At 70.8% G+C, this 23,419-nt stretch carries 25 protein-coding genes; 21 read left to right on the forward strand and 4 right to left on the reverse strand.

The window, feature by feature from the left end:
* Positions 1–86: 86 nt before the first annotated feature.
* From ACF07B_RS35000 to ACF07B_RS35060, 13 genes are all read left to right on the forward strand, one after another.
* Complete coding sequence (locus tag ACF07B_RS35000; protein ID WP_369484402.1) at positions 87–1,706, forward strand: CpaE family protein; 1,620 nt, start codon at positions 87–89, stop codon at positions 1,704–1,706.
* A complete protein-coding gene (locus ACF07B_RS35005; protein ID WP_392181885.1) occupies positions 1,703–2,113 on the forward strand; it encodes a TadE/TadG family type IV pilus assembly protein in 411 nt (136 codons plus the stop codon). Before ACF07B_RS35000 ends, ACF07B_RS35005 begins: the two co-directional genes overlap by 4 nt.
* Positions 2,114–2,131: 18 nt before the next feature.
* Entirely contained in the window at positions 2,132–3,475 is a 1,344-nt protein-coding gene (locus tag ACF07B_RS35010) for a CpaF family protein (RefSeq protein WP_392181886.1), read from the forward strand.
* Between the two features lie 187 nt (positions 3,476–3,662).
* Positions 3,663–4,604, forward strand: a complete 942-nt coding sequence (locus tag ACF07B_RS35015; protein ID WP_369484399.1) for a type II secretion system F family protein — start codon at positions 3,663–3,665, stop codon at positions 4,602–4,604.
* A 13-nt stretch (positions 4,605–4,617) separates the two neighbouring features.
* Complete coding sequence (locus ACF07B_RS35020) at positions 4,618–5,508, forward strand: DUF5936 domain-containing protein (protein WP_392181887.1); 891 nt, start codon at positions 4,618–4,620, stop codon at positions 5,506–5,508.
* Entirely contained in the window at positions 5,508–6,920 is a 1,413-nt protein-coding gene (locus ACF07B_RS35025) for a sensor histidine kinase (protein WP_392181888.1), read from the forward strand. Before ACF07B_RS35020 ends, ACF07B_RS35025 begins: the two co-directional genes overlap by 1 nt.
* A complete protein-coding gene (locus tag ACF07B_RS35030; RefSeq protein WP_392181889.1) occupies positions 6,913–7,644 on the forward strand; it encodes a response regulator in 732 nt (243 codons plus the stop codon). The genes ACF07B_RS35025 and ACF07B_RS35030 overlap by 8 nt, the downstream gene beginning before the upstream one ends.
* A gap of 114 nt (positions 7,645–7,758) precedes the next feature.
* Positions 7,759–7,959: a hypothetical protein gene (locus ACF07B_RS35035; RefSeq protein ID WP_369484395.1), complete on the forward strand. Its 201-nt coding sequence runs from the start codon at positions 7,759–7,761 to the stop codon at positions 7,957–7,959.
* Positions 7,960–7,967: 8 nt separating this feature from the next.
* The gene (locus ACF07B_RS35040; protein ID WP_392181939.1) at positions 7,968–8,561 is read left to right on the forward strand and encodes a pilus assembly protein TadG-related protein; all 594 of its coding nucleotides are present in this window, start codon (positions 7,968–7,970) and stop codon (positions 8,559–8,561) included.
* A 15-nt stretch (positions 8,562–8,576) separates the two neighbouring features.
* A complete protein-coding gene (locus tag ACF07B_RS35045; protein WP_369484394.1) occupies positions 8,577–9,170 on the forward strand; it encodes a hypothetical protein in 594 nt (197 codons plus the stop codon).
* Between the two features lie 3 nt (positions 9,171–9,173).
* Entirely contained in the window at positions 9,174–9,821 is a 648-nt protein-coding gene (locus ACF07B_RS35050; protein WP_384237185.1) for an OmpA family protein, read from the forward strand.
* Positions 9,822–9,906: 85 nt separating this feature from the next.
* On the forward strand, positions 9,907–10,518 hold the full coding sequence (locus ACF07B_RS35055) for a dihydrofolate reductase family protein (protein ID WP_392181890.1): 612 nt from the start codon (positions 9,907–9,909) through the stop codon (positions 10,516–10,518).
* A gap of 48 nt (positions 10,519–10,566) precedes the next feature.
* Positions 10,567–11,442, forward strand: coding sequence for an LLM class flavin-dependent oxidoreductase (locus ACF07B_RS35060; RefSeq protein WP_392181891.1), 876 nt, complete (start codon positions 10,567–10,569; stop codon positions 11,440–11,442).
* 293 nt (positions 11,443–11,735) lie between these two features.
* Here the strand turns inward: ACF07B_RS35060 and ACF07B_RS35065 are convergent, their stop codons facing one another.
* Together ACF07B_RS35065 and mgrA are read right to left on the reverse strand one after the other, a co-directional pair.
* Positions 11,736–12,071 (reverse strand): DUF192 domain-containing protein, encoded by a 336-nt coding sequence (locus tag ACF07B_RS35065; RefSeq protein WP_362397126.1) that lies wholly within the window; start codon positions 12,069–12,071, stop codon positions 11,736–11,738.
* A gap of 409 nt (positions 12,072–12,480) precedes the next feature.
* Positions 12,481–13,518 carry an L-glyceraldehyde 3-phosphate reductase gene (gene mgrA / locus ACF07B_RS35070; RefSeq protein WP_369484999.1) on the reverse strand — a complete coding sequence of 346 codons (1,038 nt, stop codon included), beginning with the start codon at positions 13,516–13,518 and terminating at the stop codon, positions 12,481–12,483.
* A gap of 144 nt (positions 13,519–13,662) precedes the next feature.
* Between mgrA and ACF07B_RS35075 the strand changes: the two genes are divergently transcribed.
* The 4 genes from ACF07B_RS35075 to ACF07B_RS35090 all read left to right on the forward strand — a co-directional run bounded on the left by ACF07B_RS35075 (position 13,663) and on the right by ACF07B_RS35090 (position 18,768).
* Positions 13,663–14,436, forward strand: coding sequence for an isoprenyl transferase (locus tag ACF07B_RS35075; protein WP_261702254.1), 774 nt, complete (start codon positions 13,663–13,665; stop codon positions 14,434–14,436).
* A 320-nt stretch (positions 14,437–14,756) separates the two neighbouring features.
* Positions 14,757–16,082 carry a PhoH family protein gene (locus ACF07B_RS35080; protein ID WP_362397118.1) on the forward strand — a complete coding sequence of 442 codons (1,326 nt, stop codon included), beginning with the start codon at positions 14,757–14,759 and terminating at the stop codon, positions 16,080–16,082.
* A gap of 427 nt (positions 16,083–16,509) precedes the next feature.
* The gene (locus tag ACF07B_RS35085) at positions 16,510–17,208 is read left to right on the forward strand and encodes a lytic transglycosylase domain-containing protein (RefSeq protein WP_369484997.1); all 699 of its coding nucleotides are present in this window, start codon (positions 16,510–16,512) and stop codon (positions 17,206–17,208) included.
* Between the two features lie 135 nt (positions 17,209–17,343).
* Entirely contained in the window at positions 17,344–18,768 is a 1,425-nt protein-coding gene (locus ACF07B_RS35090) for an AI-2E family transporter (protein WP_392181892.1), read from the forward strand.
* Between the two features lie 224 nt (positions 18,769–18,992).
* Here ACF07B_RS35090 and ACF07B_RS35095 read toward each other — a convergent pair whose 3' ends face one another.
* Positions 18,993–19,526, reverse strand: a complete 534-nt coding sequence (locus tag ACF07B_RS35095; RefSeq protein ID WP_369484994.1) for an alkyl hydroperoxide reductase — start codon at positions 19,524–19,526, stop codon at positions 18,993–18,995.
* A 6-nt stretch (positions 19,527–19,532) separates the two neighbouring features.
* Positions 19,533–20,087 carry a peroxiredoxin gene (locus ACF07B_RS35100; RefSeq protein WP_326785758.1) on the reverse strand — a complete coding sequence of 185 codons (555 nt, stop codon included), beginning with the start codon at positions 20,085–20,087 and terminating at the stop codon, positions 19,533–19,535.
* 175 nt (positions 20,088–20,262) lie between these two features.
* Here ACF07B_RS35100 and ACF07B_RS35105 point away from each other — a divergent pair, with 175 nt between their 5' ends.
* The 4 genes from ACF07B_RS35105 to ACF07B_RS35120 all read left to right on the forward strand — a co-directional run bounded on the left by ACF07B_RS35105 (position 20,263) and on the right by ACF07B_RS35120 (position 23,411).
* Complete coding sequence (locus ACF07B_RS35105) at positions 20,263–21,237, forward strand: LysR substrate-binding domain-containing protein (RefSeq protein ID WP_392181893.1); 975 nt, start codon at positions 20,263–20,265, stop codon at positions 21,235–21,237.
* A gap of 178 nt (positions 21,238–21,415) precedes the next feature.
* Entirely contained in the window at positions 21,416–22,471 is a 1,056-nt protein-coding gene (locus ACF07B_RS35110) for a MarR family transcriptional regulator (protein WP_392181894.1), read from the forward strand.
* Positions 22,472–22,525: 54 nt separating this feature from the next.
* A complete protein-coding gene (locus tag ACF07B_RS35115; RefSeq protein ID WP_392181895.1) occupies positions 22,526–22,978 on the forward strand; it encodes a roadblock/LC7 domain-containing protein in 453 nt (150 codons plus the stop codon).
* 4 nt (positions 22,979–22,982) lie between these two features.
* Entirely contained in the window at positions 22,983–23,411 is a 429-nt protein-coding gene (locus ACF07B_RS35120) for a hypothetical protein (protein WP_392181896.1), read from the forward strand.
* The last annotated feature ends 8 nt before the right edge of the window (positions 23,412–23,419 follow it).

Consider the following 23,419-nt stretch of genomic DNA (forward strand, 5'->3'; position numbering starts at 1 on the left):
CGGCGGCGGGTCCGCGGGGTGCCGTCGCCCGCCGCGGCACCGGGCACCGGGGCCGGCGCACCGCCCGCCAGCGAGGAGCTTCGCCGATGACCGTCCGTATCCTTCCCGCCGTCGGCGACATCGACTCGGCCCGCTCGCTCACCACTCTGCTGAGCCAGCTCGCCGACATCGAACCCGCCCCGCCCGTACCCGACTCGACCGCCCTCCTCGACACCCTCGCGCACCTCGCCGCCGAGTCCCTCGACGAGCTCCCCGAAGTGGTCCTGGTCCACGAACGCATCGGCCCGGTACCGGCGTTGGACCTGATCCGCGACCTCGTGATGCGCTTCCCGGCCGTCGGCGTCGTCCTCATCACCGCCGACACCAGCACCGGCGTCCTCACCGCCGCCATGGACTCCGGCGCCCGCGGCATCATCGGCCTGCCGCTCGGCTACGACGCCCTCGCCGAACGCGTCCAGGCCGCCGCCGCCTGGTCCGCCGGAATGCGCCGCCACCTGCACAGCGGCGCGCCCGAGCTGTACGCGGGCCCCGGCGGCACGATCGTCACGGTGACCGGAGCGAAGGGCGGCGTCGGCGCGACCGTCACCGCGGTCCAACTCGCCCTCGCCGCGCGGGCGTCCGGCCACAACGTGGCCCTCATCGACCTGGACCTCCAGTCCGGGGACGTGGCCTCGTACCTCGACGTGCAGTTCCGCCGGTCGGTGGCCGACCTGGCGGCCATCACCGACATCAACCCGCGCGTCCTCCAGGACGCCGTGTACACCCACGACAGCGGCATCGCCCTCCTGCTCGCGCCCGCCGAGGGCGAACGGGGCGAGGAGGTCACCGACCGGGTGGCCCGCCAGGTCCTCGGCGCGCTCCGCTCGCGTCACGACGTCGTCGTCGTCGACTGCGGCTCCCAGATGAACTCGGCCACCGCCGCGGCCGTCGAGATGGCCGACCGGGCCCTGCTCCTCGTCACCCCCGACGTCATCGCCGTACGCGCCGCCAAACGCATGGTCCGTATGTGGGACCGTCTCCAGATCCGCAAGGCGGAGGAGACCACCACGGTCGTGAACCGCTTCGCCCGCGGTACGGAGATCCAGCCGTCCCTCGTCGAACGCGTCACCGGAACCAAGGTCGCCCGCTCCGCGGTTCCCGCCGCCTTCAAGGAACTCCAGTCGGTCGTCGACGCGGGCCGGCTCCAGGACCTCGACGCCCGCTCGACCGTCAAGCAGGCGCTGTGGGCACTCGCCGGCGAACTCGGTCTCGTGGTCCCCCAGGAGGGCGGGGCCGGCGGCCGGCGCCGCAAGGCGTCCGCGTCGGACCGGGGCGCGCTCTCGCTCCGCGGCCGGGGCGGCGACCGGGGAGCCGTCACCCTCGAATTCGCCGGGATGTTCCCGCTGCTCCTGGTCGTCATGACGATCCTGTGGCAGTGCGTGCTGTACGGGTACTCGTACTCGCTGGCCGGGAACGCGGCGGACGAGGCGGCCCGGGCGGCAACCGCGGCCCACGCCGTCCACGGCGACGTGCCGGGCGCCTGCGAGGCGGCCGGGAGCCGGCATCTGCCGGGCTCCTGGCAGGACGCGGACATCTCCTGCGTCCCTTCGGGCCCGGTCATGCTGGCCACCGTCGAGGTCGACGTCCCGCTGTTCTTCCCCGGCTTCGACGCGGGCTTCCACGTACGGGGCCAGGCGGGCGCCGCACTGGAGGGGGACGAGGGATGAGGACGTACGTCCGTGCCAGGGCCGGGAGCCGCCCCGCGGGCGGTTCGCGTGCCGCGCGCCGGGTCCGGGACGACCGGGGTGTCTCCATCCTGGAGTTCGTCGGGTTCCTGCCGATCCTGCTGCTCATCGGGATGGCGGTCATCCAGCTCGGGCTCATCGGGTACGGCGCCAACCAGGCCGGCTCCGGGGCGCGGGCCGCGGCGCGGGCCGCCTCGCAGCAGGGCGGCACCCCGGCGGGTGAGGCCGCGGGCCGGGCGGCCGTGAGCGACTGGCTGGACCCGGATGTCCTTCCCGAACGCGGATCCGAACTCACCACGGCGACGGTCACGGTCACGGTCCCCAACCTCATCCCCCTGTTCGACCGGTACACCGTCACCCGCCGCGCCACCATGCCCACCGACGACTGACCGGGAGGAGCCGACACCATGAGCCTGCGTTCCCGTATCGCCGCCCCGGACGAGGGGGGTCCCGCCCGTGAGGACGGGCACCTCGTCGCCGTCTACCGGGCCAAACTCCTCGAAGAGATCGACCTCGCGGAGATGTCCAGCCTGGCGGCGGCCGAACGCCGGGTCCGTCTCGAACGCGTCCTCGGCCACATCATCAGCCGCGAGGGCCCGGTCCTCTCCACCGCCGAACGCTCCCAGCTGATCCGCCGGGTCGTCGACGAGGCACTCGGACTCGGCGTCCTCGAACCGCTCCTCGCCGACGCGTCCATCACCGAGATCATGGTCAACGGCCCGGACTCGATCTTCGTCGAGCGCGCCGGCCGGGTCGAACAACTGCCGCTGCGCTTCGCCTCCAACGAGCAGCTCATGCAGACCATCGAGCGCATCGTCTCGACGGTCAACCGCCGCGTCGACGAGTCCAACCCGATGGTCGACGCCCGTCTGCCCACCGGCGAGCGCGTCAACGTCATCATCCCGCCGCTCGCCCTGACCGGCCCCACCCTGACCATCCGCCGCTTCCCCCGCGCCTACACGCTCCCGGAGCTCATCGGCCTCGGCTCCCTCGACGAACAGACGCTCATGCTGCTCGCCGCCTTCGTCCGGGCCCGCTTCAACGTCATCGTCAGCGGCGGCACCGGCAGCGGCAAGACCACCCTGCTCAACGCGCTCTCCGGCCTGATCCCCTCCCACGAGCGCATCATCACCATCGAGGACTCCGCCGAGCTCCAGCTCCAGCAGGAGCACGTCATCCGCCTCGAATCACGGCCCCCGAACGTGGAGGGCAAGGGCCAGATCACCATCCGTGACCTGGTCCGCAACTCGCTGCGCATGCGCCCCGACCGCATCATCGTCGGCGAGGTCCGCGGCGGCGAGACCCTCGACATGCTCCAGGCCATGTCGACCGGCCACGACGGCTCCCTCGCCACCGTCCACGCGAACTCCGCCGAGGACGCCCTCATGCGCCTCCAGACCCTCGGGTCGATGTCCGAGGTCCAGATCCCCTTCGAGGCGCTCAAGGACCAGATCAACTCCGCCGTCGACGTCGTCGTCCAGCTCTCCCGGCACGCCGACGGCTCCCGCAAGGTCACGGAGGTCGCGCTGCTCGTCTCGCACGGCCGCGAACAGTTCCGCGTCACCCCGGTCACCCGTTTCGTGCCCCGCCCGGTCGGCCCCGACCGTGTCGTACGGGGCCACTTCGAGCACCTTCCTCTGCCGCGCCCGGTCGCGGAGAAGCTGTACGTCGCCAACGAGCCGCCGCCGCCCGCCTTCGGCGTGGCCGAGGCCATCGACGTACTCAACAACACGAGGCAGGCCATCGGATGACGCCCTCCATCACGAAGTGCCCTGCCGCGGGATCCGCCATCACGAAGTCCCCTGCCACGGGATCCCCGACCCCGGGATCCCCCGCATCGTCCGCATCCGTGCGGCCCAGACCCGAGCCCCTCACCCCCAAGCCCCTCACCCCCAAGGCCCTCAGCTCCGAGCCCCTCACCTCCGAAGGGAGGCAGCCGTGAACGACCCCGCGCTCCTCGCCCTCGGCGGGACGATCCTCGGCGGCACGCTCGCCGTCGCGGGCGTGCACACCTACGCCTCCGGCCGCGCCCAGCGCCGCGACCTCCTCGACCGGCTCTCCGGCGGCGGCGTCCCGCACACGGCGGACGGCCGGGCACGCCACTTCGCGGGCGTCGACCGCAGGCTGCGCCGCACCCGCCTCGGCCGCACCATCCACCTGCGCCTGACGGCCACCGGACTCGATCTCACGGCGGGGGAGTTCTTCACCTACGTCACCGCCGTGGTCGTCGCCCTGTGGCTGATCGCCGCCGCGACCCTGGCCCCCTTCTTCGGCCCGATCGCCGCCCTGCTCGGCGTGTGGAGCGCGGGCATCTTCCTCAACTGGCAGCGTCAGAAACGCATCGAGGCGTTCATCAACCAACTCCCCGACGTGGCACGCCTGCTGGCGAACGCGACGGCGGCCGGCCTCGCCCTGCGCACGGCGCTCGCCATGGCGGCGGAAGAGCTTGAGGCCCCGGCGGGCGAGGAACTCGCGCACGTGGCGGATCAGTTGATGCTGGGCCGCACCATCGACGACGCCCTCGGGGAACTCTCCGAGCGGCTGCCCTCCCGCGAGCTGATCGTCCTCGTCACCACCCTCGTCCTGGCCAACAAGGCGGGCGGCTCCGTCGTCAGCTCCCTGCGCAACCTCACCCAGACCCTGGAGGACCGCAAGGAGACCCGCCGCGAGGTCCGCACGATGCTCTCCGAGGTCAACGCGACCGCCTTCACGGTCCCCTTCCTCGGCATCGGCTCCCTGGTGCTGATCAACTCCTCGAACGAGGGAGCCCTCGCCCGCGTCACCGGCTCCCCGCTCGGCCAGGGCCTCGTCCTGCTCGCCCTCGGCCTCTACACCGTGGGCTTCTTCGTCATCCGCCGCCTCGGCAAGATCGAAGTATGAGGGAGGGATCACGTTGCCGCCGCTGCTGCTCGCCGTCCTGATGGGCGCGGCCGTCGCGGGCGTCCTCCTGGGCGTCCGGATGATCCGCTCCGAGGTCAAACTCCCCAGCGACCTCCAGCTCGCCCTGGAGGTCGGCGGCACCCGTGTCTCGGCCGCGGACTCGGCCGTCGACCGACTCGGCATGCGCTTCGCGCCGACGGTCCTGCGACTGATGGGGCCCCGGCGCGTGGACGCCAAACGCCGGCGCATCGACATGGCCGGCAACCCCGGCGGTCTGACCCTGAACCGCTACGCGGCCCGCCGCGCGGTGTACGGGGTCTTCGGCGTCGTCCTCGGTCTGGTCTTCCTCTCCAACGGCCAGCTCCTCTTCGCCGTGCTCACACTGGCCTTCGGGCTGGTCGCCGCGGACGCCCTCATCTGGCAGGCCGTCCGGGAGCGCAAGGAGGTCATCGACCGCACCCTGCCCGACTTCCTCGACGTCCTCGCGGTCGTCGTCTCCGCGGGCCTCGGCTTCCGCCAGGCCCTGGACCGCGTCGCGGAGAAGTACGAGGGACCCTGGGCGGACGAACTGCGCATCACCCTGCGCCAGATGGACATGGGCGTCAGCCGTCGCCAGGCCTTCGACGAACTCCGCAGGCGCAACTCCTCCGAGCAGGTGGCCCAGTTCGTCTCGGCACTCCAGCAGGGCGAGGAACTCGGCTCCCCGATCGCCGAGACCCTCATCCAGCTCGCCACCGACATGCGCCGCACGGACGCCCAGAACGCCCGCCGCCGCGCCGCGAAGACCATCCCCAAGGCCACCATGGTCACGCTGGTGTTCATGCTCCCGGCGACGATGATCCTCATCGCGACGGGCATGTTCCTGGGCTCGGGCACCGACTTCGGCTCGATCCTGGGGCGCTGATGAAGAGCCTCCCCGGCGGCCGGGGCCACACGGTCCGCGCTCGGCTGCGCCGGCCCCTCCGGCTCGCGCGAAGCCGTGCGCGCCGGTCCCTTCGGCTCGCACGCTCCCGCGAACAACGGGGCACCGGCTACCTCGCGGACGACGCCCCCGCACCCGGCGGCATCCGCCTCCAGCTCAACGCCCTCCAGGCCCTGTGCCGTCAGGCCTTCGCCGTCCGCCTCGCGGCCATCGCGGTCGGTGCCCCCTTCGCGATGACGAACGCGACGGGCGGCCTCCTGCGCTACGCGGTCCTCGCCGCCGCCGTCCTCGGCGTCATGGGCTCCTACGCGATGCTCCGGGACTGGGACCGCTTCGGCCCCCGCCTCCTCGCCCACCCGACCCTGATGGGCCTGGACCTCACCTTCGGCGCGGTCCTGCTCCTCACCGCGTCCCCGGCCTCCCCCCTCGCCTACGCCACGGTCTGCACCCCGCTGCTGTCGGGCCTGCTCTACGGCTGGCGCGGCGCGGGCGTCTTCACCGGGTTCCAGCTCACCGTGCTGCTCATGGTGTTCAGGGCCTGGGAGCACCGGCCGGGAGCGGGCTCCAACACCCTGCTCATCGCGGGCTTCTGCGTCGGTGCCGGCATCATCGGAGTCACCCTGCGCAATCTGCTGTTCCGCTTCGGCACGGCCGGCCAGGCCCTGGCCGAGGCGACCAGCCGGCTCGCCGTCGCGGAGGCTGTGGAGTCCGAACGGGCCCGGCTGGCACGCGAGATGCACGACTCCGTGGCCAAGACGCTGTACGGTCTCGCGCTGGCCGCGGAGGCGCTGGCCGCCTCCTCGGAGGGCGCGGACCCCCGGACGCTCAAACGGCAGGCGACCGTCGTGGCGGACGCCGCGCGCCTCGCCGCGGCCGAGTCCCGCACCCTCCTGTCGGACCTGCGGAGGCACACCGACCTGACCGACCCGGACGTCGACCTTCTCCCCGAACTCGGCCGCATGAGCGCCGACTTCGAGGGCCGCACCGGGCTCGCCGGGGCCGTACGGCACCGGGGCGCCGCCGCCGTCCTGCCCAGCGCCGCCGCCCACCACGTCCTCGCGATCGTGTCCGAGGCGCTGGAGAACGCCCACCGTCACGCGGGCGCGAACGCGGTGACGATCGAACTCGACGTTTCGCACAGGGAGTTCGCGTTGCTCGTCCGGGACGACGGCGTGGGCCTCCCGGCGCCGGCGACCCCCGCCGCGCTCGCCGCCTGGACGAGATCCGGCCATTTCGGCCTGCTCGGCATGACGGAACGGGCCGCGTGTGCCGGCGGCCACATCAGGCTGGACCGGCCCCTCGGCGGGGGCACCGAGGTCCGGCTGACCCTGCCGCTCTCGACGGCCGCCCTTCCCGCTCCCCCCACTTCCCAAGAGGAGGCCGCACATGTCTGACCAGGCACTTTCCGGCCCGTCCCTGCGTGTCCTCGTGGCCGACGACAACCCGGTCGTCCGGGCCGGTCTGACAGCGCTGCTGGACGCGCACCCCGACATCGCGGTCGTCGCGGCGGCGCGGGACGGCGCGGAGGCACTGGACCGCGCCGCTCTTCTCGTCCCGGACGTGGTCCTTCTCGACGTGCGGATGCCCGGCACGGACGGCCTCACCGCGCTGCCCGAACTGTGCGCGATCGCCCCGGTGATGATGCTGACGTACAGCCGCGAACCCGAGGTCGTGGCGGAAGCCCTGCGCAAAGGCGCGTCCGGCTATCTCGTCCATGGCGAGTTCACGGCGGCCGAACTGATCGCCGCCGTACGGGAAGTGCGTCACGGACGCCCGGCTGTCCCGGATTCACTCGGAGTTTCGTACCAACCGCACGTATTCTCTTCGCATCTGCAATCTGCTGTGGCACAGTCGTCGGAGGCTCGGCCCTTGCCGGCGGCGGGACTTCACCGGCATGCCGACCATCAGTCCGAGTTCGGCCTGAGTTCAAGGGAGGTGGAGGTGATGGACCTCATCGCGGCCGGTATGAACAACCGCCAGATCGCCGCCACCTGCTTCATCGCGGAGAAGACCGTCAAGAATCACATCAATCGCATCTTCGCGAAGCTGCACAGTTCCTCGCGGAGCGAAGCGATCGCCCACTGGCTGGGTACGACCCACGAGGGGTGGGGCCGATGATTCCGCCCCGCGTCGCCCACCAGCGAAGTTGGGCCCCTGGGCCCACTCGCGGTAGGCGACTTCTCACGTACGGTGCTCGGGTCGTTAGTGGCGTCGGCAGGGAGGGCAGTCCTGATGAACAGGTTCACCGCATGGACCCGAACGGTGATCTCCCGGACGCGGGGCGCCCACCGGGACGCGGGCGCGGGGTTCGTGGAGTACGCGGGCCTGATGATCATCATCGCGGGGATCTTCACGTTGATCGACCAGATCGGCCTGGACGGGTTGATCTCCGGCGCGATCCGGAACGCGGTCACCCAGGTCACTGGAGGCTGACCCTTTCGATCCGCGGCGATCGCGGGCAGACCCTCCCCATCTACATCTGGCTGACGGGGATCCTGCTCTTCGCCGCGTTCGCCTTCTTCGTTTTCGCTCAAGCAGCGTCCGCCCGCAATGGAGCTCAATCCGCGGCGGACGCTGCGGCGTTGGCGGCCGCGCAGGACTCTCGCGACGAGCTCGTGGACGGGCTGATGGGAGCCATCGGCACGGACGACCACTGGCTGGACTGGCTGAACGGCGACAAGTTCCATGGCGCAGGGGCGTCCGCCGCCGCCGACCGGCTGGCCGCCGAGAACGACTCGACGGTATTGGGCGGGGCCCAACCCGCCGTCGTGAACGGATTTCCCGGCTATCACGTGGAGATCGAGACCCGTTACACGGTCGGACGCTCGATCATCCCGGGCACGGAGGCCCGGCACGCCAAGGCTCAGGCGACGGCGGTCATCGAGCCGCGCTGCACGTTCGCCACTGACGCGGATCCCACGAAGCTCGTGCAGTTGGACTGCGACGGGGATCCCGTGGACATCGATCCTGAAGACTTCGATTCGGACGACCTCCCCGACGCGTCCGTGCTGTTCTCTGTGCATCTGGCCGAGTGAGAGGAAGCCGTACCGATGGATCTCCGGCACACCATGAAGGGCCGCAGGGCCATGGCCGCGGTGGCGGTCAGCACCGGATTGCTCCTCACGGTGTCCGGGTGCGGCGCCGGAGACGGCGGAGACAAGCCGAAGGGCGGTTCGTCCTCCTCCCAGTCCGACAAGGGGGGCGGCGACGATGCGAATCAGGCGTCGCCGACAGCGAGCCAGGACCAGATACTGGCCGAGGTCAAGGGCGACGACGTGACGCTCACGATCACCTCGGCCGTGCGGGACCAAGGTGGATTCGTGACCGTCAGCGGAACGGTGACCAACGGTGGCGGTCAGTTCTGGGTTGCCGCGAACTGGCGTGGGGACGAACGCGAGTTGAGCCGGAACGGCGCCTCGATGGCCGGAGCCGCCTTGACCGACAGCAAGGGCAAGAAGAAGTACCTGGTCCTGCGGGACACGCAAGGACGCTGCCTGTGCACCAAGTTCGACGGCGGCGGCGTGGACGCCGGCAAGTCGGCGGACTGGTTCGCCCAGTTCCCCGCTCCCCCCGCCGCGACCACCGCCGTCGACTTCCAGGTCGGCTCCATGCCACCCGCCTCCATCGAGATCTCCGAGGGCTGACCCATGGCCCTCCCGCCCCGTGCCGCCGCGACCACGTTCACGGCCCTCGCCGTGCTGATCACCCTCGGCCTGCCGGGTCCCGCGTACGCGGACGACGGTGACCCCAGTGCCCCGCCCGGCAGCGTCACCACCTCCCCGCCCCCCGACGTCGACGCCAACAGCCCGGGGCTCAAGCTCGCCGACGGCGCGACCCTGGCGCCCGCCAAGGTGCTGGACATCAAGTCGGTCGTGGAGGACCTGGGCGGCGAGGAGCGCCGGGAGGACACCAACTCGGACGTGACGTTCGCGCTCCAGGCGGAGGTCCTCTTCCCCAAGGACAGCTCCAAGCTCAACCCGGACTCCCAGTCCCGTATCCAGGCCATCGCGGACGAGATCAAGGCCCAGCACGCGACGACCGTCCGCGTCTTCGGGTTCACCGACAACCTCGGCTCGTACGCGCACGGTCTGACCCTCTCCAAGAAGCGCGCGGAAGAGGTGCACGACCGGCTGGCCGCCGCGCTCGGTTCCTCGGAGGCGGACATCACCTTCGAGGTGCGGGGCTACAGCGAGGACTACCCGATCGCCGACAACACCTCGGAACAGGGCCGCCGCAAGAACCGCCGGGTGGAGGTGACCTTCCCGAGGGGCGCCGCCGACGGGAACAGCGCCTGACGCGCGCGTCACCTTCTCCCGGGCCCGGCCTCCTGGCAGCATGCCCCCGACGAACGGGTCGCGCACGAGGTCGATGGAGTCCGCCATGAGGAAGATCGTGTTGATGATGTCGGTGTCCCTCGACGGATACATCGAGGGCCCGAACCGCGAGATCGACTGGCACCGGGTGGACGCCGAACTGCACCAGCACTTCAACGACCTGATCAGAGGGTTCGGAGCCCTGATGTCCGGACGGCTGACCTACGAGCTGATGGCCGCGTACTGGCCGACGGCCGACAAGGACCCGGACATCAGCCCGGAGATGGCCGAGTTCGCCGGGATCTGGCGGAACATTCCCAAGGTGGTGTTCTCGCGGACGCTGGAGCGCGGCACGGGACACACCACGGTCGTACGGGAAGTCGTGCCCGAGGAGATCCTGGAGCTGAAGGCGCAGGAGGGCGGCGACCTCGCGCTCGGCGGCGCCGATGTCGCCGCCGAGTTCCTGCGGCTGGGCCTCGTGGACGAGATCAGGCTGTACGTGCACCCCGTCCTCCTCGGGGTCGGCAAGCCGCTGTTCCCGGAGTCCGAGGCGCCGACCGACCTCCGCCTCATCGAGACGCGGACCTTCGGCAACGGCGTCGCCCTCCTGCGCTACGAGCGCGACACCGCCGCGGGCACGGGTGATGCCCCGGGGACGGCCGGTACCGAAGACGCGTGAACGGCTGAGTCCGGTGGGTCGGCCGGGTCGCCTGGGTAGGAAGCCGTCATGACCTCACTCGGTGTCGTGTTCCGGCCCCAACTGCCCCCCGAGCGGCTGCGCGCCATGGCGCGCGAGGCGGAGGAGGCGGGACTCGAGGAACTGTGGCTGTGGGAGGACTGTTTCCTCGAAGGGGGCATCTCCGCCGCCGCGGCGGCGCTCGCCTGGACCGAGCGTCTGCGGGTGGGAGTGGGACTGTTGCCCGTCCCGCTGCGGAACGTCGCCGTCACGGCGATGGAGGCCGCCACCCTGCACCGGCTGTTCCCCGGCCGGGCCGTCGTCGCGGTCGGCCACGGCGTCCAGGACTGGATGGGACAGGTCGGGGCGCGGGCCGAGTCGCCCATGACGTTGCTGCGCGAGCATCTCGACGCGCTGCGCGCCCTGCTGCGCGGCGAGCGCGTGACCACCCGGGGGCGGTACGTGAGACTCGACGGAGTCGCCCTCGACTGGCCGCCCGCCGACGCGCCCGAGATCCTCACCGGCGCCACCGGGCCCCGTACGCTCCGCCTGGCCGGTGAGGCCGCCGACGGCACGGTCCTCACGGCCTCCACCACCGTCGACGGGGTGCGGCGGGCCCGCCGGCTCATCGAGGAGGGGCGGCAGAGGGCCGGCCGGACGCGGGGTCACCACCGGGTCGTCGTCTATCTGCGCACCGCCACCGGGGCGGACGCCGGTGCCCGGCTGCGCGCCGAGACCGAGGCCGAGGGCGGGAGCGCCGTCCCGGACCTCGGGGTCGCGGGCGACGCGGACGCCGTCGCCGCCGTCGTCCGGCGTCTCGTGGACGCCGGCGCCGACACGGTGGTCCTCCAGCCCACCGCCGACGAGCCGGACCCCGAGGGCTTCGTCCGCTTCGCGGCCGGACAGGTGCGCCCGCTGGTCCCCTGATCCGCAGGCCCGCGGGGCATGATCCACGCCCGCCCGAGCAGATTGACCGAAAACCCCCCAATGGGGGCCGCTCGGTGGGAGATGTCCGTCCGGACGGCGGGCGGCGGAACGGGGTGCGGCGCGCCCCGTGCGGGAGATCCGCACGGGGTTTCCACATCGTTATCGATCGGCTGTCGCCAGGAATGTTTGGCTGACGTAAGTTCAGACCAAGGTAATTCGCGTCAGCAAAGCTGCGCGTGTGGCACCGCGCAGAGGAGGGGGCTGCGCGGTGCTGCCCTTCCGGTGACGTGACGTCAGCCGTGCCGGACCGTGATCCGCACCCCGCGCCGCACGCCCCATCGTTCCATCGACCCGGCCTCCGCCTCCAGGACCTGCCGGGCCCGGGGTCGCGGCAGTCCCAGCCGGCCCGGACGCATCGTGCGCACCGCCAGGACCCGCGACGACCGGTCCAGATAGGCGACGTCGATCGCGAACCGCATCCCCAGGGTGTGCACCGAGTTCGCCGGTGTGAGCAGCAGCGCGCCCTCGATCCCCTGGCGTCCGAGCAGCCCCCGCCGTCGGGCGCGTGCCGTGGCGGCGAGTTCCAGGGGGACCGGCTCGGGCGTCCCGTCCGTCGTGAACGTGGTCATGGGGGCGAAGGTAGCGGGGGAGTCAAGCGCGAGGCCGCCACGCGGATCACCCACCCGGAGTACGGACGGCCTCGGCGGCGCCACGCCCCGAGAGTGGTCATGGACCCCTTGGATCTCTGCCGATCCTTCACGATTCCCTTTGAATCAGCCATGATTCAGCCATGATCGCACCCGGAATCGATGGTTCCGCGCTCATCGTGGCGTTGCCGGGCGACTCCGGAGAGTAGTTGTGGCACGCGGATGCACGCAGCATCACTTACGAAGGGTTATGGTGGAAACCCCCCCTCGGGCCGGTCCGTCTCCCCCCCCACGGACCGGCCCGTTTTTTGTGCCCGCGACGGCCCGCCCGGCAGGCGCCCCCGTGCGCCCCCCGGAGGGGCCACCCCGCGCGGCCCGGGATCACGGTGACTCAGTGGCGTTGGGCCCAGATGTTCGTGCCCTGGGTCGACACCGCGAACGTGTCGATCTCCTTCAGCTCCTCGTCCGTGAGCTCCGGGGCCGCCAGCGCCGCCAGGTTCTCCTCCAGCTGCCGCACACTGGACGCCCCGATGAGGGCGGAGGTCATCCGCTGGTCGCGCAGCACCCAGGTGAGCGCGAGCTGGGCGAGCGACTGGCCCCGCCGGGCCGCGATGTCGTTCAGCCCGTTCAGCCGGCGCACGACCTCGTCGCTCAGCAGGCCCGGGTCCAGCGACTTGCCCTGGGTGGCGCGCGAGCCCTCCGGGATGCCCTGGAGGTACTTGCCCGTCAGCAGACCCTGCGCGAGCGGCGCGAAGGAGATGCAGCCCATGCCGGCCGCCTCCAGCGTGTCGAGCAGACCGTCGTCCTCGGTCCAGCGGTTGAGCATCGAGTACGAGGGCTGGTGGATGAGCGGACGGACGCCCATGCCGGTCAGGATCCTGGCCGCCTCCGCCGTCTGCTCGCTGCTGTACGAGGAGACCCCGACGTACAGCGCCTTGCCCTGCTGGACGGCGGACGCGAGCGCGCCCATCGTCTCCTCCAGCGGGGTGTCCGGGTCGAAGCGGTGGGAGTAGAAGATGTCGACGTGGTCGACGCCCATCCGTCGCAGCGAGGCGTCCAGGGAGGACAGCAGATACTTGCGGGAGCCCCACTCGCCGTAGGGGCCGGGGTGCATGAGGTAGCCCGCCTTGGTCGAGATGACCAGCTCGTCCCGGTACGGGGCGAAGTCCTCCTTCAGCAGCTTGCCGAAGTTCAGCTCCGCCGAGCCCTCCGGCGGTCCGTAGTTGTTGGCGAGGTCGAAGTGGGTGACGCCGAGGTCGAAGGCGCGGCGCAGGATCGCGCGCTGGGAGTCCAGCGCGCGGTCGTCGCCGAAGTTGTGCCACAGGCCGAGCGAGACCGCGGGCAGTTTGAGGCCACTGCGGCCCGTACGCCGGTATTCCATCGAGTCGTACCGCTCCGTTGCGGCCCGGTACAGAGTGGGGTCGTTCATGGGGACGAACCTATGCCAGGGTGCACAGGCCCCTCGGCAGCCCTCGCGTTTCGCAGGGGTAGGCTTCGCCCCGGGGGACCGCCATATGGACAGGAACTGTGCTCGCACGCGGCTGTCCGATCCGCACGGAGGGGCTGACAACACGTGACCTTGCGCGACAACCTGCGCCGTCTGCTGGTCAGGTTCTATGCACGCAGGGTGGAAGGCCACCTCGACCACGACCAGGTGCCCAAGCACATCGGGGTCATCATGGACGGCAATCGCCGCTGGGCGAAGGCCGCGGGCTCCACCACCGCCCAGGGACACCGGGCCGGAGCGGACAAGATCGGGGAATTCCTCGGCTGGTGCTCCGAGACCGATGTCGAGGTCGTCACCCTGTGGCTGCTGTCCACCGACAACTTCGACCGCCCGCAGGAGGAGCTCGGTCCGCTCCTCGGCATCATCGAGGGCGTCGTCCGCACGCTGGCGGCCGACGGCCGCTGGCGGGTGCACCACGTCGGGACGCGGGACATCCTGCCCTCCCCGATGCAGTCGGCCCTCAAGGAGGCCGAGGAGGCCACCGCCCACGTCGAGGGGATAGTCGTCAACGTCGCCATCGGCTACGGCGGCCGGCAGGAGATCGCCGACGCCGTGCGCTCGATGATCCTCGACGCGGCCGACAAGGGGACCTCGATGGAGGACCTCGCGGACCGCGTCGACGTCGACCTGATCGGCAAGCACCTCTACACCGGTGCCCAGCCCGATCCGGACCTGGTGATTCGCACCAGCGGTGAGCAGCGGCTGTCCGGATTCATGCTCTGGCAGACCGCCCACTCCGAGTACTACTTCTGCGAAGTCTTCTGGCCGGCCTTCCGGAAAGTCGACTTCCTGCGCGCCCTGCGCGACTACGCGGCGCGACACCGCCGTTACGGAGGCTGAACCGCCGGGTGTCCCGCGTCGTCCGGGACACCCGGGAGGGACACCCGTCATCGGGAGTTAACGAACGCGCCGTCATATGCCCTGGCATGGCTTGGCTCGTTCGAGGGCATAAGCCTGGCAGGTCGACGCCCGAACCACGGGTGTCGTATCTCAGCGGACGGCACGGGGCCGTCCGCCCGGGAGGCCCTTTGCACCAGCCCGATCGTGCGGTCAGCACGGACGAAGCGGAGGGCCGGTTCCCGGCCCGTGCATCGGTGCCGGAAACCGGTCCAGATCTCCTTCGTCGCTCCCCGACCTCATCCGAGGGGGTACGTCCTTCCGTGGTGACCAGCACAAAGCGCCGCACGCCTGACCGGCGCACCTATGTTCTCGACACCAGCGTCCTGCTGGCCGATCCCAACGCCCTGAGCCGCTTCGACGAGCATGAAGTGGTGCTCCCGATCGTCGTGGTCACGGAGCTGGAGGCCAAGCGGCACCATCCCGAACTCGGCTACTTCGCCCGGCAGGCGCTGCGCCTGCTCGACGAGTTCCGGGTCCGGCACGGCCGCCTCGACTCCCCGATTCCCGTCGGGGACCTCGGCGGGACGGTACGCGTCGAGCTCAATCACTCGGACCCCAGCGTCCTGCCCAGCGGGTACCGCCTGGGGGACAACGACTCCCGTATCCTCGCGGTCGCCCGCAACCTCCAGGCCGAGGGATACGACGTCACCGTCGTCTCGAAGGACCTGCCGCTGAGGATCAAGGCGTCCTCCGTGGGTCTCCTCGCCGAGGAGTACCGCGCGGAACTCGCCATCACGGGCTCCTCCGGCTGGACCGGAATGTCCGAACTGAACCTGGCCGGCGAACAGGTGGACATCCTCTTCGAAGAGGGACACGTCCATGTCCCCGAGGCGGCCCGCCTGCCCGTGCACACGGGGCTGACGATCCAGTCGGAGCGCGGCAAGGCCCTCGGCCGTGTCACCGCCGACGGCGACGTCCGGCTCGTACGCGGCGACCGGGAGGCGTTCGGCATCAAGGGCCGCAGTGCCGAGCAGCGCATCGCGCTCGATCTGCTGCTCGACCCGGACATCGGGATCGTGTCGATGGGCGGCCGGGCCGGCACCGGCAAGTCCGCGCTCGCGCTGTGCGCGGGCCTGGAGGCCGTCCTCGAACGCCGCCAGCACCAGAAGGTGATGGTCTTCCGGCCGCTGTACGCGGTGGGCGGGCAGGAGCTCGGCTATCTGCCCGGCTCCGAGTCCGAGAAGATGAGCCCCTGGGCCCAGGCGGTCTTCGACACGCTCTCCGCGGTCACCAGCCGCGACGTCATCGAGGAGGTCACCGCGCGCGGCATGCTGGAGGTCCTGCCGCTCACGCACATCCGCGGCCGCTCGCTCCACGACGCGTTCGTGATCGTGGACGAGGCCCAGTCCCTGGAGCGGAACGTCCTGTTGACCGTTCTGTCCCGGATCGGCGCCAATTCACGGGTCGTTCTGACCCATGACGTGGCACAAAGGGACAATCTGCGCGTCGGGCGCTATGACGGAGTGGTCGCCGTCGTAGAGAAGTTGAAGGGCCATCCGCTCTTCGCGCACGTCACGCTGAATCGTTCCGAGAGGTCCCAGATTGCGGCACTCGTGACCGAAATGCTGGAGGACGGGCAGATCTGATCCCGGCTGTCCCACCTGGCCAAAGGGTGGTGCATGCACGCTGGTTGGCGCCGTCCGGCAAAGGCGAAGAGCCTAGCCGGGCGGCGCCTTGCTGCGCTGGGGTTTCCAGGAAACAGCTGAGGCAAACGGGGTGTGAGCTTTCACACGCGACGCGGAATTGCCGTGCGGAGTCGGGTTACGGCTAGAGTCTCATTCCTGTCAGGCCCCGCATACGACACAGCTGTATCCCCAGCGGTACGGCAACACCGGAACCTCAGAACTCCATAGAGCCGTCGTATGCCGCCCGCGCACCACGCGGCGCTCCCCCAGCGGGAGTTGCCCACCGGGCCCGTGTCTCCCCGTGACCCCGCAGTTGGGAGGCCAGCGCCGAGGGGCACGATTGCGTCCGCGAGGGTCACCTAAACGGGCGATGCTGGAAGGAAACCGTGTGAGCCGGATTTCGGTCCGGGGATTCGCAGTGGCTTCGGCCACCGCGGTCACCGCCGTCGGAAGCGTGGTCGGAGTTGCCTCGGGCAGCGTCGCCCAGCCCTCGAACGATGCCGAGGCGACGGCGAGCGACTCGACTCTCCTCGCTGACATACCTGCGGGCCAGCAGGCCCAGGTGCAGACCGCGTCCCTGACGCAGCAGGCCGACGCCCAGGCCATCGCCGCCGACGCGAGCGCCAAGAAGGACGCGGAGGCAGCCGCCCGCAAGCAGGCGGCCGACGACGCTGTCGCGAAGCAGAAGGCCGCGGCCAAGGCCGAGAAGGAAGCCAAGGAGCGCAAGGAAGCGGAGGAAGCGGCCAGCCGCTCCGCGACGCGCGACTCCTCCAGCTTCTCGGTCCAGTCCTCGTACACCGTCGCCCAGATCCAGGCGATGGCGGCGCAGATGGTGCCGAGCGGTCAGTTCCAGTGCTTCAGCAACATCGTGAACCACGAGTCGAGCTGGAACTACCACGCCGTCAACGCCTCGTCGGGTGCCTACGGTCTCTTCCAGGCCCTGCCCGCGGGCAAGTACGCGTCCGCCGGGTCCGACTGGCAGACCAATCCGGCCACCCAGATCAAGTGGGGCCTGAACTACATGAACGGCCGCTACGGCAGCCCCTGTGAGGCATGGTCGTTCTGGCAGGCCAACCACTGGTACTGAGTTCCACGCCCTACGCCGGCGGCTCAACCTTGCGAAGCCCCTCCCCGTCCTAGGGGGAGGGGCTTCGGCCATGTACGGTCGGACCCGACGACTCCAGGGGGAGTGGTGGGGAGCGGCGGGGGAAGAGGACGCATCATGTCGCGTGTACCAGGATGGCTCGGCCGGATCGGCGCCGGACTCACCGAGCTCGGTGAGCGGCTGGACGAGCGCCGCGCCGAGGTGGAGTTGGAGACGCAGGGCCCCCTCGACGGCGAGGACGGCCGCGACGGGCCCGCCCCCCTCGACGCACCCGGCACCCTCCCGAGAGACCCCGTGACCTCCGGGCTCTCCGACGAACCGCCGGCGGACGCCGACGCCTCCGCGCTCCCGGTCCAGCGCCCCTCCGAGGAGAAGGCCGCGGCGTCCGTCCACGCACCGCCGCCCCACCACCGTCCCGACCCCGCCTTCGCCGTGCCGTGGGGCGTGCGTGTCGCCGCCGAGGCCGGCTGGCGGCTGCTCATCCTCGCGGGCACCGTCTGGGTGCTGATGCGGGTCATCAGCGCCGTCCAGCTCGTCGTACTCGCCTTCGTGGCCGCGCTGCTCATCACCGCGCTGCTCCAGCCCACGGTGGCCCGGCTGACCCGCTTCGGGGTGCCGCGCGGGCTCGCCACCGCGCTCACCGCGATCCTCGGCTTCGTCATCATGGGGCTGGTCGGCTGGTTCGTGGTCTGGCAGGTCCAGGAGAACATCGACAACCTCTCCAACCAGATCCAGGACGGCATCGACGAGCTGCGCAAGTGGCTCCTCAAGGGCCCGTTCCATGTGACGGACAAGCAGATCAACGAGATCGCGAAGAACCTCCGCGAGGCGATCGGCGCGAACACGGACCAGATCACGTCGGCGGGCCTCCAGGGCGTGACGGTGATCGTCGAGGCGCTGACGGGCATCCTGCTCACGATGTTCTCGACCCTCTTCCTGCTCTACGACGGCAAGCGGATCTGGGAGTGGTCGCTCAAGCTCGTCCCGGCCGCCGCCCGGACCGGGGTCGCGGGCGCGGGCCCGCGCGCGTGGCGCACGCTCACCGCCTACGTCCGCGGCACGGTGATCGTCGCCCTGATCGACGCGATCTTCATCGGCCTGGGCATCTATATCCTCAAGGTCCCGATGGCCGTGCCGCTCGCCGTCTTCATCTTCCTCGGCGCGTTCATCCCGCTGGTGGGCGCGGTGATCTCCGGGGCGCTGGCCGTGGTGGTCGCGCTGGTGACCCAGGGCGTCTTCGCCGCCGTCATGACACTCATCGTGGTCCTCGCCGTCCAGCAGATCGAGGGCCACATCCTCCAGCCCTTCATCCTGGGCCGCGCGGTCCGCGTCCATCCCCTCGCGGTGGTCCTGTCGGTCGCCGCCGGAGGCATGATCGCGGGCATCGGCGGAGCGGTCGTCGCGGTCCCGCTGGTCGCGGTGACCAACACGGTGGTCGTGTACCTGCGGTCGTACGCCGCCGAAGCGGATCTGCGCCACGCCCCCGAGCCGCGCGGAGCCACCGCGGTCGACGCGTCCCCGGCCCACCGGCTGACGCCGTAGCGGCGGCCCCGCGCAGCAGAACGCCCAAGGCCCCGCCCGGCGTGAACGCACAGGCCCCGCCCGGCGTGAACGCACAGGCCCCGCCCGGCGTGAACGCACAAGGCCCGCCCGGTGTGAACGCGCCGGGCCCCGCCCATCGTGAACGCACAGGGCCCCGCCCACCGTGAAGGTGGGCGGGGCCCTGAGAGTTCGAGCGGGTTGCAAGCCGCTCGGGCGCGCGAGGACTACTCGGCGAGGACCGCCTCGGCGTCCAGCGTGGCGGCGACGGCCTGGAGCACGGCCGCGATCTTGAACGCCTCCTGGATCGTCTCCCGGTCGACGCCCGCCTTGCGGAGCACCTGCTCGTGGGAGTCGAGGCACTGCCCGCAGCCGTTGATCGCGGAGACGGCGAGCGACCACAGCTCGAAGTCGACCTTCTCCACACCCGGGTTGCCGATGACGTTCATCCGCAGACCGGCCCGCATCGTCCCGTACTCCGGGTCGGACAGCAGGTGCCGCGTCCGGTAGAAGACGTTGTTCATCGCCATGATCGCGGCGGCCGACTTGGCGGCCGTGTACGCCTCGGGCGACAGCCGGTCCTTCGCCTCGGGCTCCAGCTCACGCAGGACGCGCGGGGAGCGCGAGGCGATGGCGCAGGCCAGCACCGTGCCCCAGAGCTGCTGCTGCGGGAGGTCGCTGTTGCCGATCACCGAACCGAGGTTCAGGCGCAGGTCCTTGGCGTAGTCCGGTATGGCGGACTTCAGTTCGTCGAGAGCCATGGAAGGTCACTCACCGGCCAGCAGGGCGACCGGGTCGAGGGTGGTCTCGCCCTTGGTCCAGTTGCACGGGCAGAGCTCGTCCGTCTGGAGAGCGTCCAGGACCCGCAGGACCTCCTTGGGGTTACGGCCGACGGAGCCGGCGGTCACCATGGAGAACTGGATCTCGTTGTTCTGGTCGACGATGAAGACGGCGCGCTTGGCGAAGCCGTCCTCGCCCTCGATGCCGAGGTCGCGCATGAGCTCGTGCTTCGAGTCGGCCATCATCGGGAAGGGCAGGTCACGCAGGTCGTCGTGGTCCTTGCGCCAGGCGTGGTGCACGAACTCGGAGTCGCCGGAGAAGCCCAGCACCTGCGCGTCACGGTCGGCGAACTCGTCGTTCAGCTTGCCGAAGGCCGCGATCTCGGTGGGGCACACGAAGGTGAAGTCCTTGGGCCACGCGAAGACGATCTTCCACTTGCCCTCGTAGGTCTTGTGGTCGATCTGCGCGAACTCCTGGCCCTTCTCCAGCGAGACACAGGCGGTCAGGTCGAAGGTGGGGAACTGGTCACCGACAGTGAGCACAAACTCTCCTAGCAGCAAAGGGCAGCCCTTTTTGGGGGCGTTTCCCTAAGGGGGTGGACGACCTCGATCGTGGCACAGGCAGCATTGATTCGGGAAATAGCTACACTTGGTCGTGTTGATCGAGTACGGCTATCAGTGACGTCCGGTGAACCCAGCCGGAACGAGAGGCGAGGCCATGGCGAGCCCCACCGGCAGAGCGGGCGGCAAGGGCGGCGGGCGCCGCAGCCCCAGCCTCGCGCAGCTGCGCGCCTTCACCGCCGTCGCCGAGCATCTGCACTTCCGGGACGCGGCCGCCGCGATCGGCATGAGCCAGCCCGCGCTGTCCGGCGCCGTCGCCGCCCTGGAGGAGACCCTCGGGGTGACCCTGCTGGAGCGTACGACCCGCAAAGTGCTCCTGTCTCCCGCCGGTGAGCGTCTGGCCGTACGCGCGAAGGCCGTACTGGCCGAGGTCGGCGCGCTGATGGAGGAGGCGGAGGCCGTACGCGCGCCGTTCACCGGAGCGCTGCGCCTCGGTGCCATCCCCACCGTCGCCCCCTACCTCCTGCCGACCGTCCTGCGTCTGGTCCACGACCGCTACCCCGACCTCGACCTCCAGGTGCACGAGGAGCAGACGGCCAGCCTGCTGGAGGGTCTGACGGCCGGCCGGCTCGACCTGCTGCTGCTCGCGGTCCCCCTCGGTGTGCCCGGCGTCGTCGAACTCCCCTTGTTCGACGAGGACTTCGTGCTGGTGACTCCGCTCGGCCACGCGCTCGGCGGACAGGAGGGCATTCCGCGCGAGGCGCTGCGGGAACTGCGGCTGCTGCTGCTCGACGAGGGCCACTGCCTGCGCGACCAGGCCCTCGACATCTGCCGTGAGGCCGGGCGCGCGGACGCCCCCGTGACCACGACCGCCGCCGGCCTGTCGACCCTCGTCCAGCTGGTCGCCGGCGGTCTCGGGGTGACCCTGCTCCCGCGTACCGCCGTCAAGGTGGAGACCACCCGCAGCGACCAGCTCCTCACCGGGTACTTCGCGGACCCGGCGCCCACCCGGCGGATCGCGCTCGCGATGCGGTCGGGCGCCGCGCGGAGCACGGAGTACCGGGAACTGGCGGAGGCCCTGCGCGAGGCTCTGCGCCCGCTGCCCGTCAGGGTGTTGGGCACCAAGGCCTGAACTGCCGTGCACAGTCGGTCATTCGGGCGACCGATGATGTCCTTCCGGGGCCGGGATATTTCAACTTCCGTCAGGTAGTGCGACTCTCGCTGGGATATCCGGCACGGCTGATACACATACCTCCTCAGGGTGAATCGTCAGGCGTCTGTGCGAAGTGCCGGAAGTTCCAAGGGGAGTGATGTCGGGCATTCGGGATTCCCTTGGCAGGGTCGGATACGACCTGCTGTCGCGCGCGCTGAGCGAATGCCAGAGCGCACGGGTGACGGGAAAACTGCGGGTGTCCGGAAAGCCCGGAGGAGTCTTCCATCTCCGGGACGGCTGTGTCGTCGCCGTCGAGAGTCCGGGTGCCCCGGGGGCGGAGGCGCGGCTGCTGCGCTCCGGCCGCGTCAGCGGAGAACAGTGGGCCGGACTGCTGCGCGAGGCCGGCGGCAGCCGGTGGCCAGAAGCCGGGCTGGTCGCCCACGGCTACGCGGGGGCCGCACAGCTCCGGGTCGTCTGCATGATGGCGATGCAGGACGCGGCCTTCGCCGTCGTGGCCGGTGACGTGGAGGCGTGCGACCCGCTCGACGCCGCCTTCGAGCCGTACGCCCCGGTCGCCCTCGGAGAGGCTCCGGGGCGGCTGCTCCAGGACGCGGCGAGGAAGCTCGCGGCCGTCGCCGCCCTGCCGTGGCCCGTACGGCCGGACCGGGAACGCCCCGTCCCGGCCGCGGTGCCGGACGAGATATGCGCTCAACTCCCGCCGCCGCAGAAGGAGTTGATGGCCCACGCCGACGGCCGCCGGACCGCCCGTGACATCGCCTTCGCCACCGGTCTCGGCGCCTACACCGTCACGGTGGGAATGGCCCGCATGCTCGGCGAGGGGCTGCTGGAACTGCCGGCGGAGCCCGGCTCCGCCACCCGCGTGACCGTACGGGGCCTGCCGACCGGAGCGCTCCGGCAGCGGCCCACCGGCGCCCCGCCCGCCCTGGACCCCGAGGTGTTCTCCGCCCTGTCCTCCGCGGTGGCCGCCGGGGGGTCCGCCGAACCGGAGCCCCGGCCGGACCCCGGCCCGCGACCCGAGGCGATCGCGTCCCTGCCCCGCAGAGAGCCCGGCACGCACGCCCCGTCGCTGCCCCGCCGCGATCCCGGAGCGAGCGGAATGGCCGAGAACCTCGCCCCGGAAAGGGTCGGGGCGAGCTGGAAAGGATTCTTCCGGCTCCGGCACCGGATCTGGACCCCGGACTCCGGAACGTGAAACCGAAATACCTGTCAACGATCACATGCGCATCATCATCAGGGAGTTCGACACATGAATCATGAGGCACTGGCCAGAGAAATGAGGGAACTCCGGGAACAGGTGCCCGGAATCACCGATACGGCGGTGGCGGCCGCCGACGGAATGCTCATCGCGGCCGACACCGCCGACATCATCGACCCGGAGAGCCTCGCCGCGATCGCCGCCGCGGGCCTCGGCATCGCGCGCCGCGCGACCGCGGTCACCGGCCGGGGCGCGTTCCGCCAGACCGTGACCTACGGCAGCCAGGGCCTCGCGGCCTTCTACGCGGTCGGCGACACCGCCCTGATGATCGTCCTCGGCGACGAGGGCATCGACCTCGAACGGCTCCACGAGCAGACCCGGCCGGCTCTCGGCCGCATCGGATCGATCCTCACCGGGGCCGGTCCCGATCCGCTCCCCGCACCTCCCGCGGCACCCGACGCTTTCGTCGGAGCCGTGACCGAGACCGCGACCGAAGGGGTATGACGACATGGCCAGCAAGCGAATGACGCCGGGGTTCTCCGACCAGATCATGGGCCTGGTCAAATCACTGCGCACCGACGCTCCGGACTGCGTAGCCTCAGGAGCGGTCGACATGTCGACCGGCATGCTGCTGAGTTACGAGACCGTGGACAACCATCCGCCGGAGGTCCTGGACCTGCTCGCGGGCGCGACCCTCGACCTGTTCCAGGGGCGCACGGTCCAGATGATCGAGGACGTCTTCAAGGAGCGGCGCGGCATCGAGTCCGACGCGCACTTCTTCCAGGAGATCCTGGTCAACAGCGACAACCTCACCCACCTGTTCGTGCGGATGAACGACACGCAGGACGTGGTCGCCGTGGTCGTCTGCCGCAAGGCCGTCAACGTGGGCATGCTCTTCGCGCAGGTCCGGCGCGTGGTGAAGGAGTACAGCCTCTGAACGCGAAC

It is taken from the genome of Streptomyces sp. NPDC015532 (assembly GCF_043078065.1).
Lineage (GTDB): Bacteria > Actinomycetota > Actinomycetes > Streptomycetales > Streptomycetaceae > Streptomyces.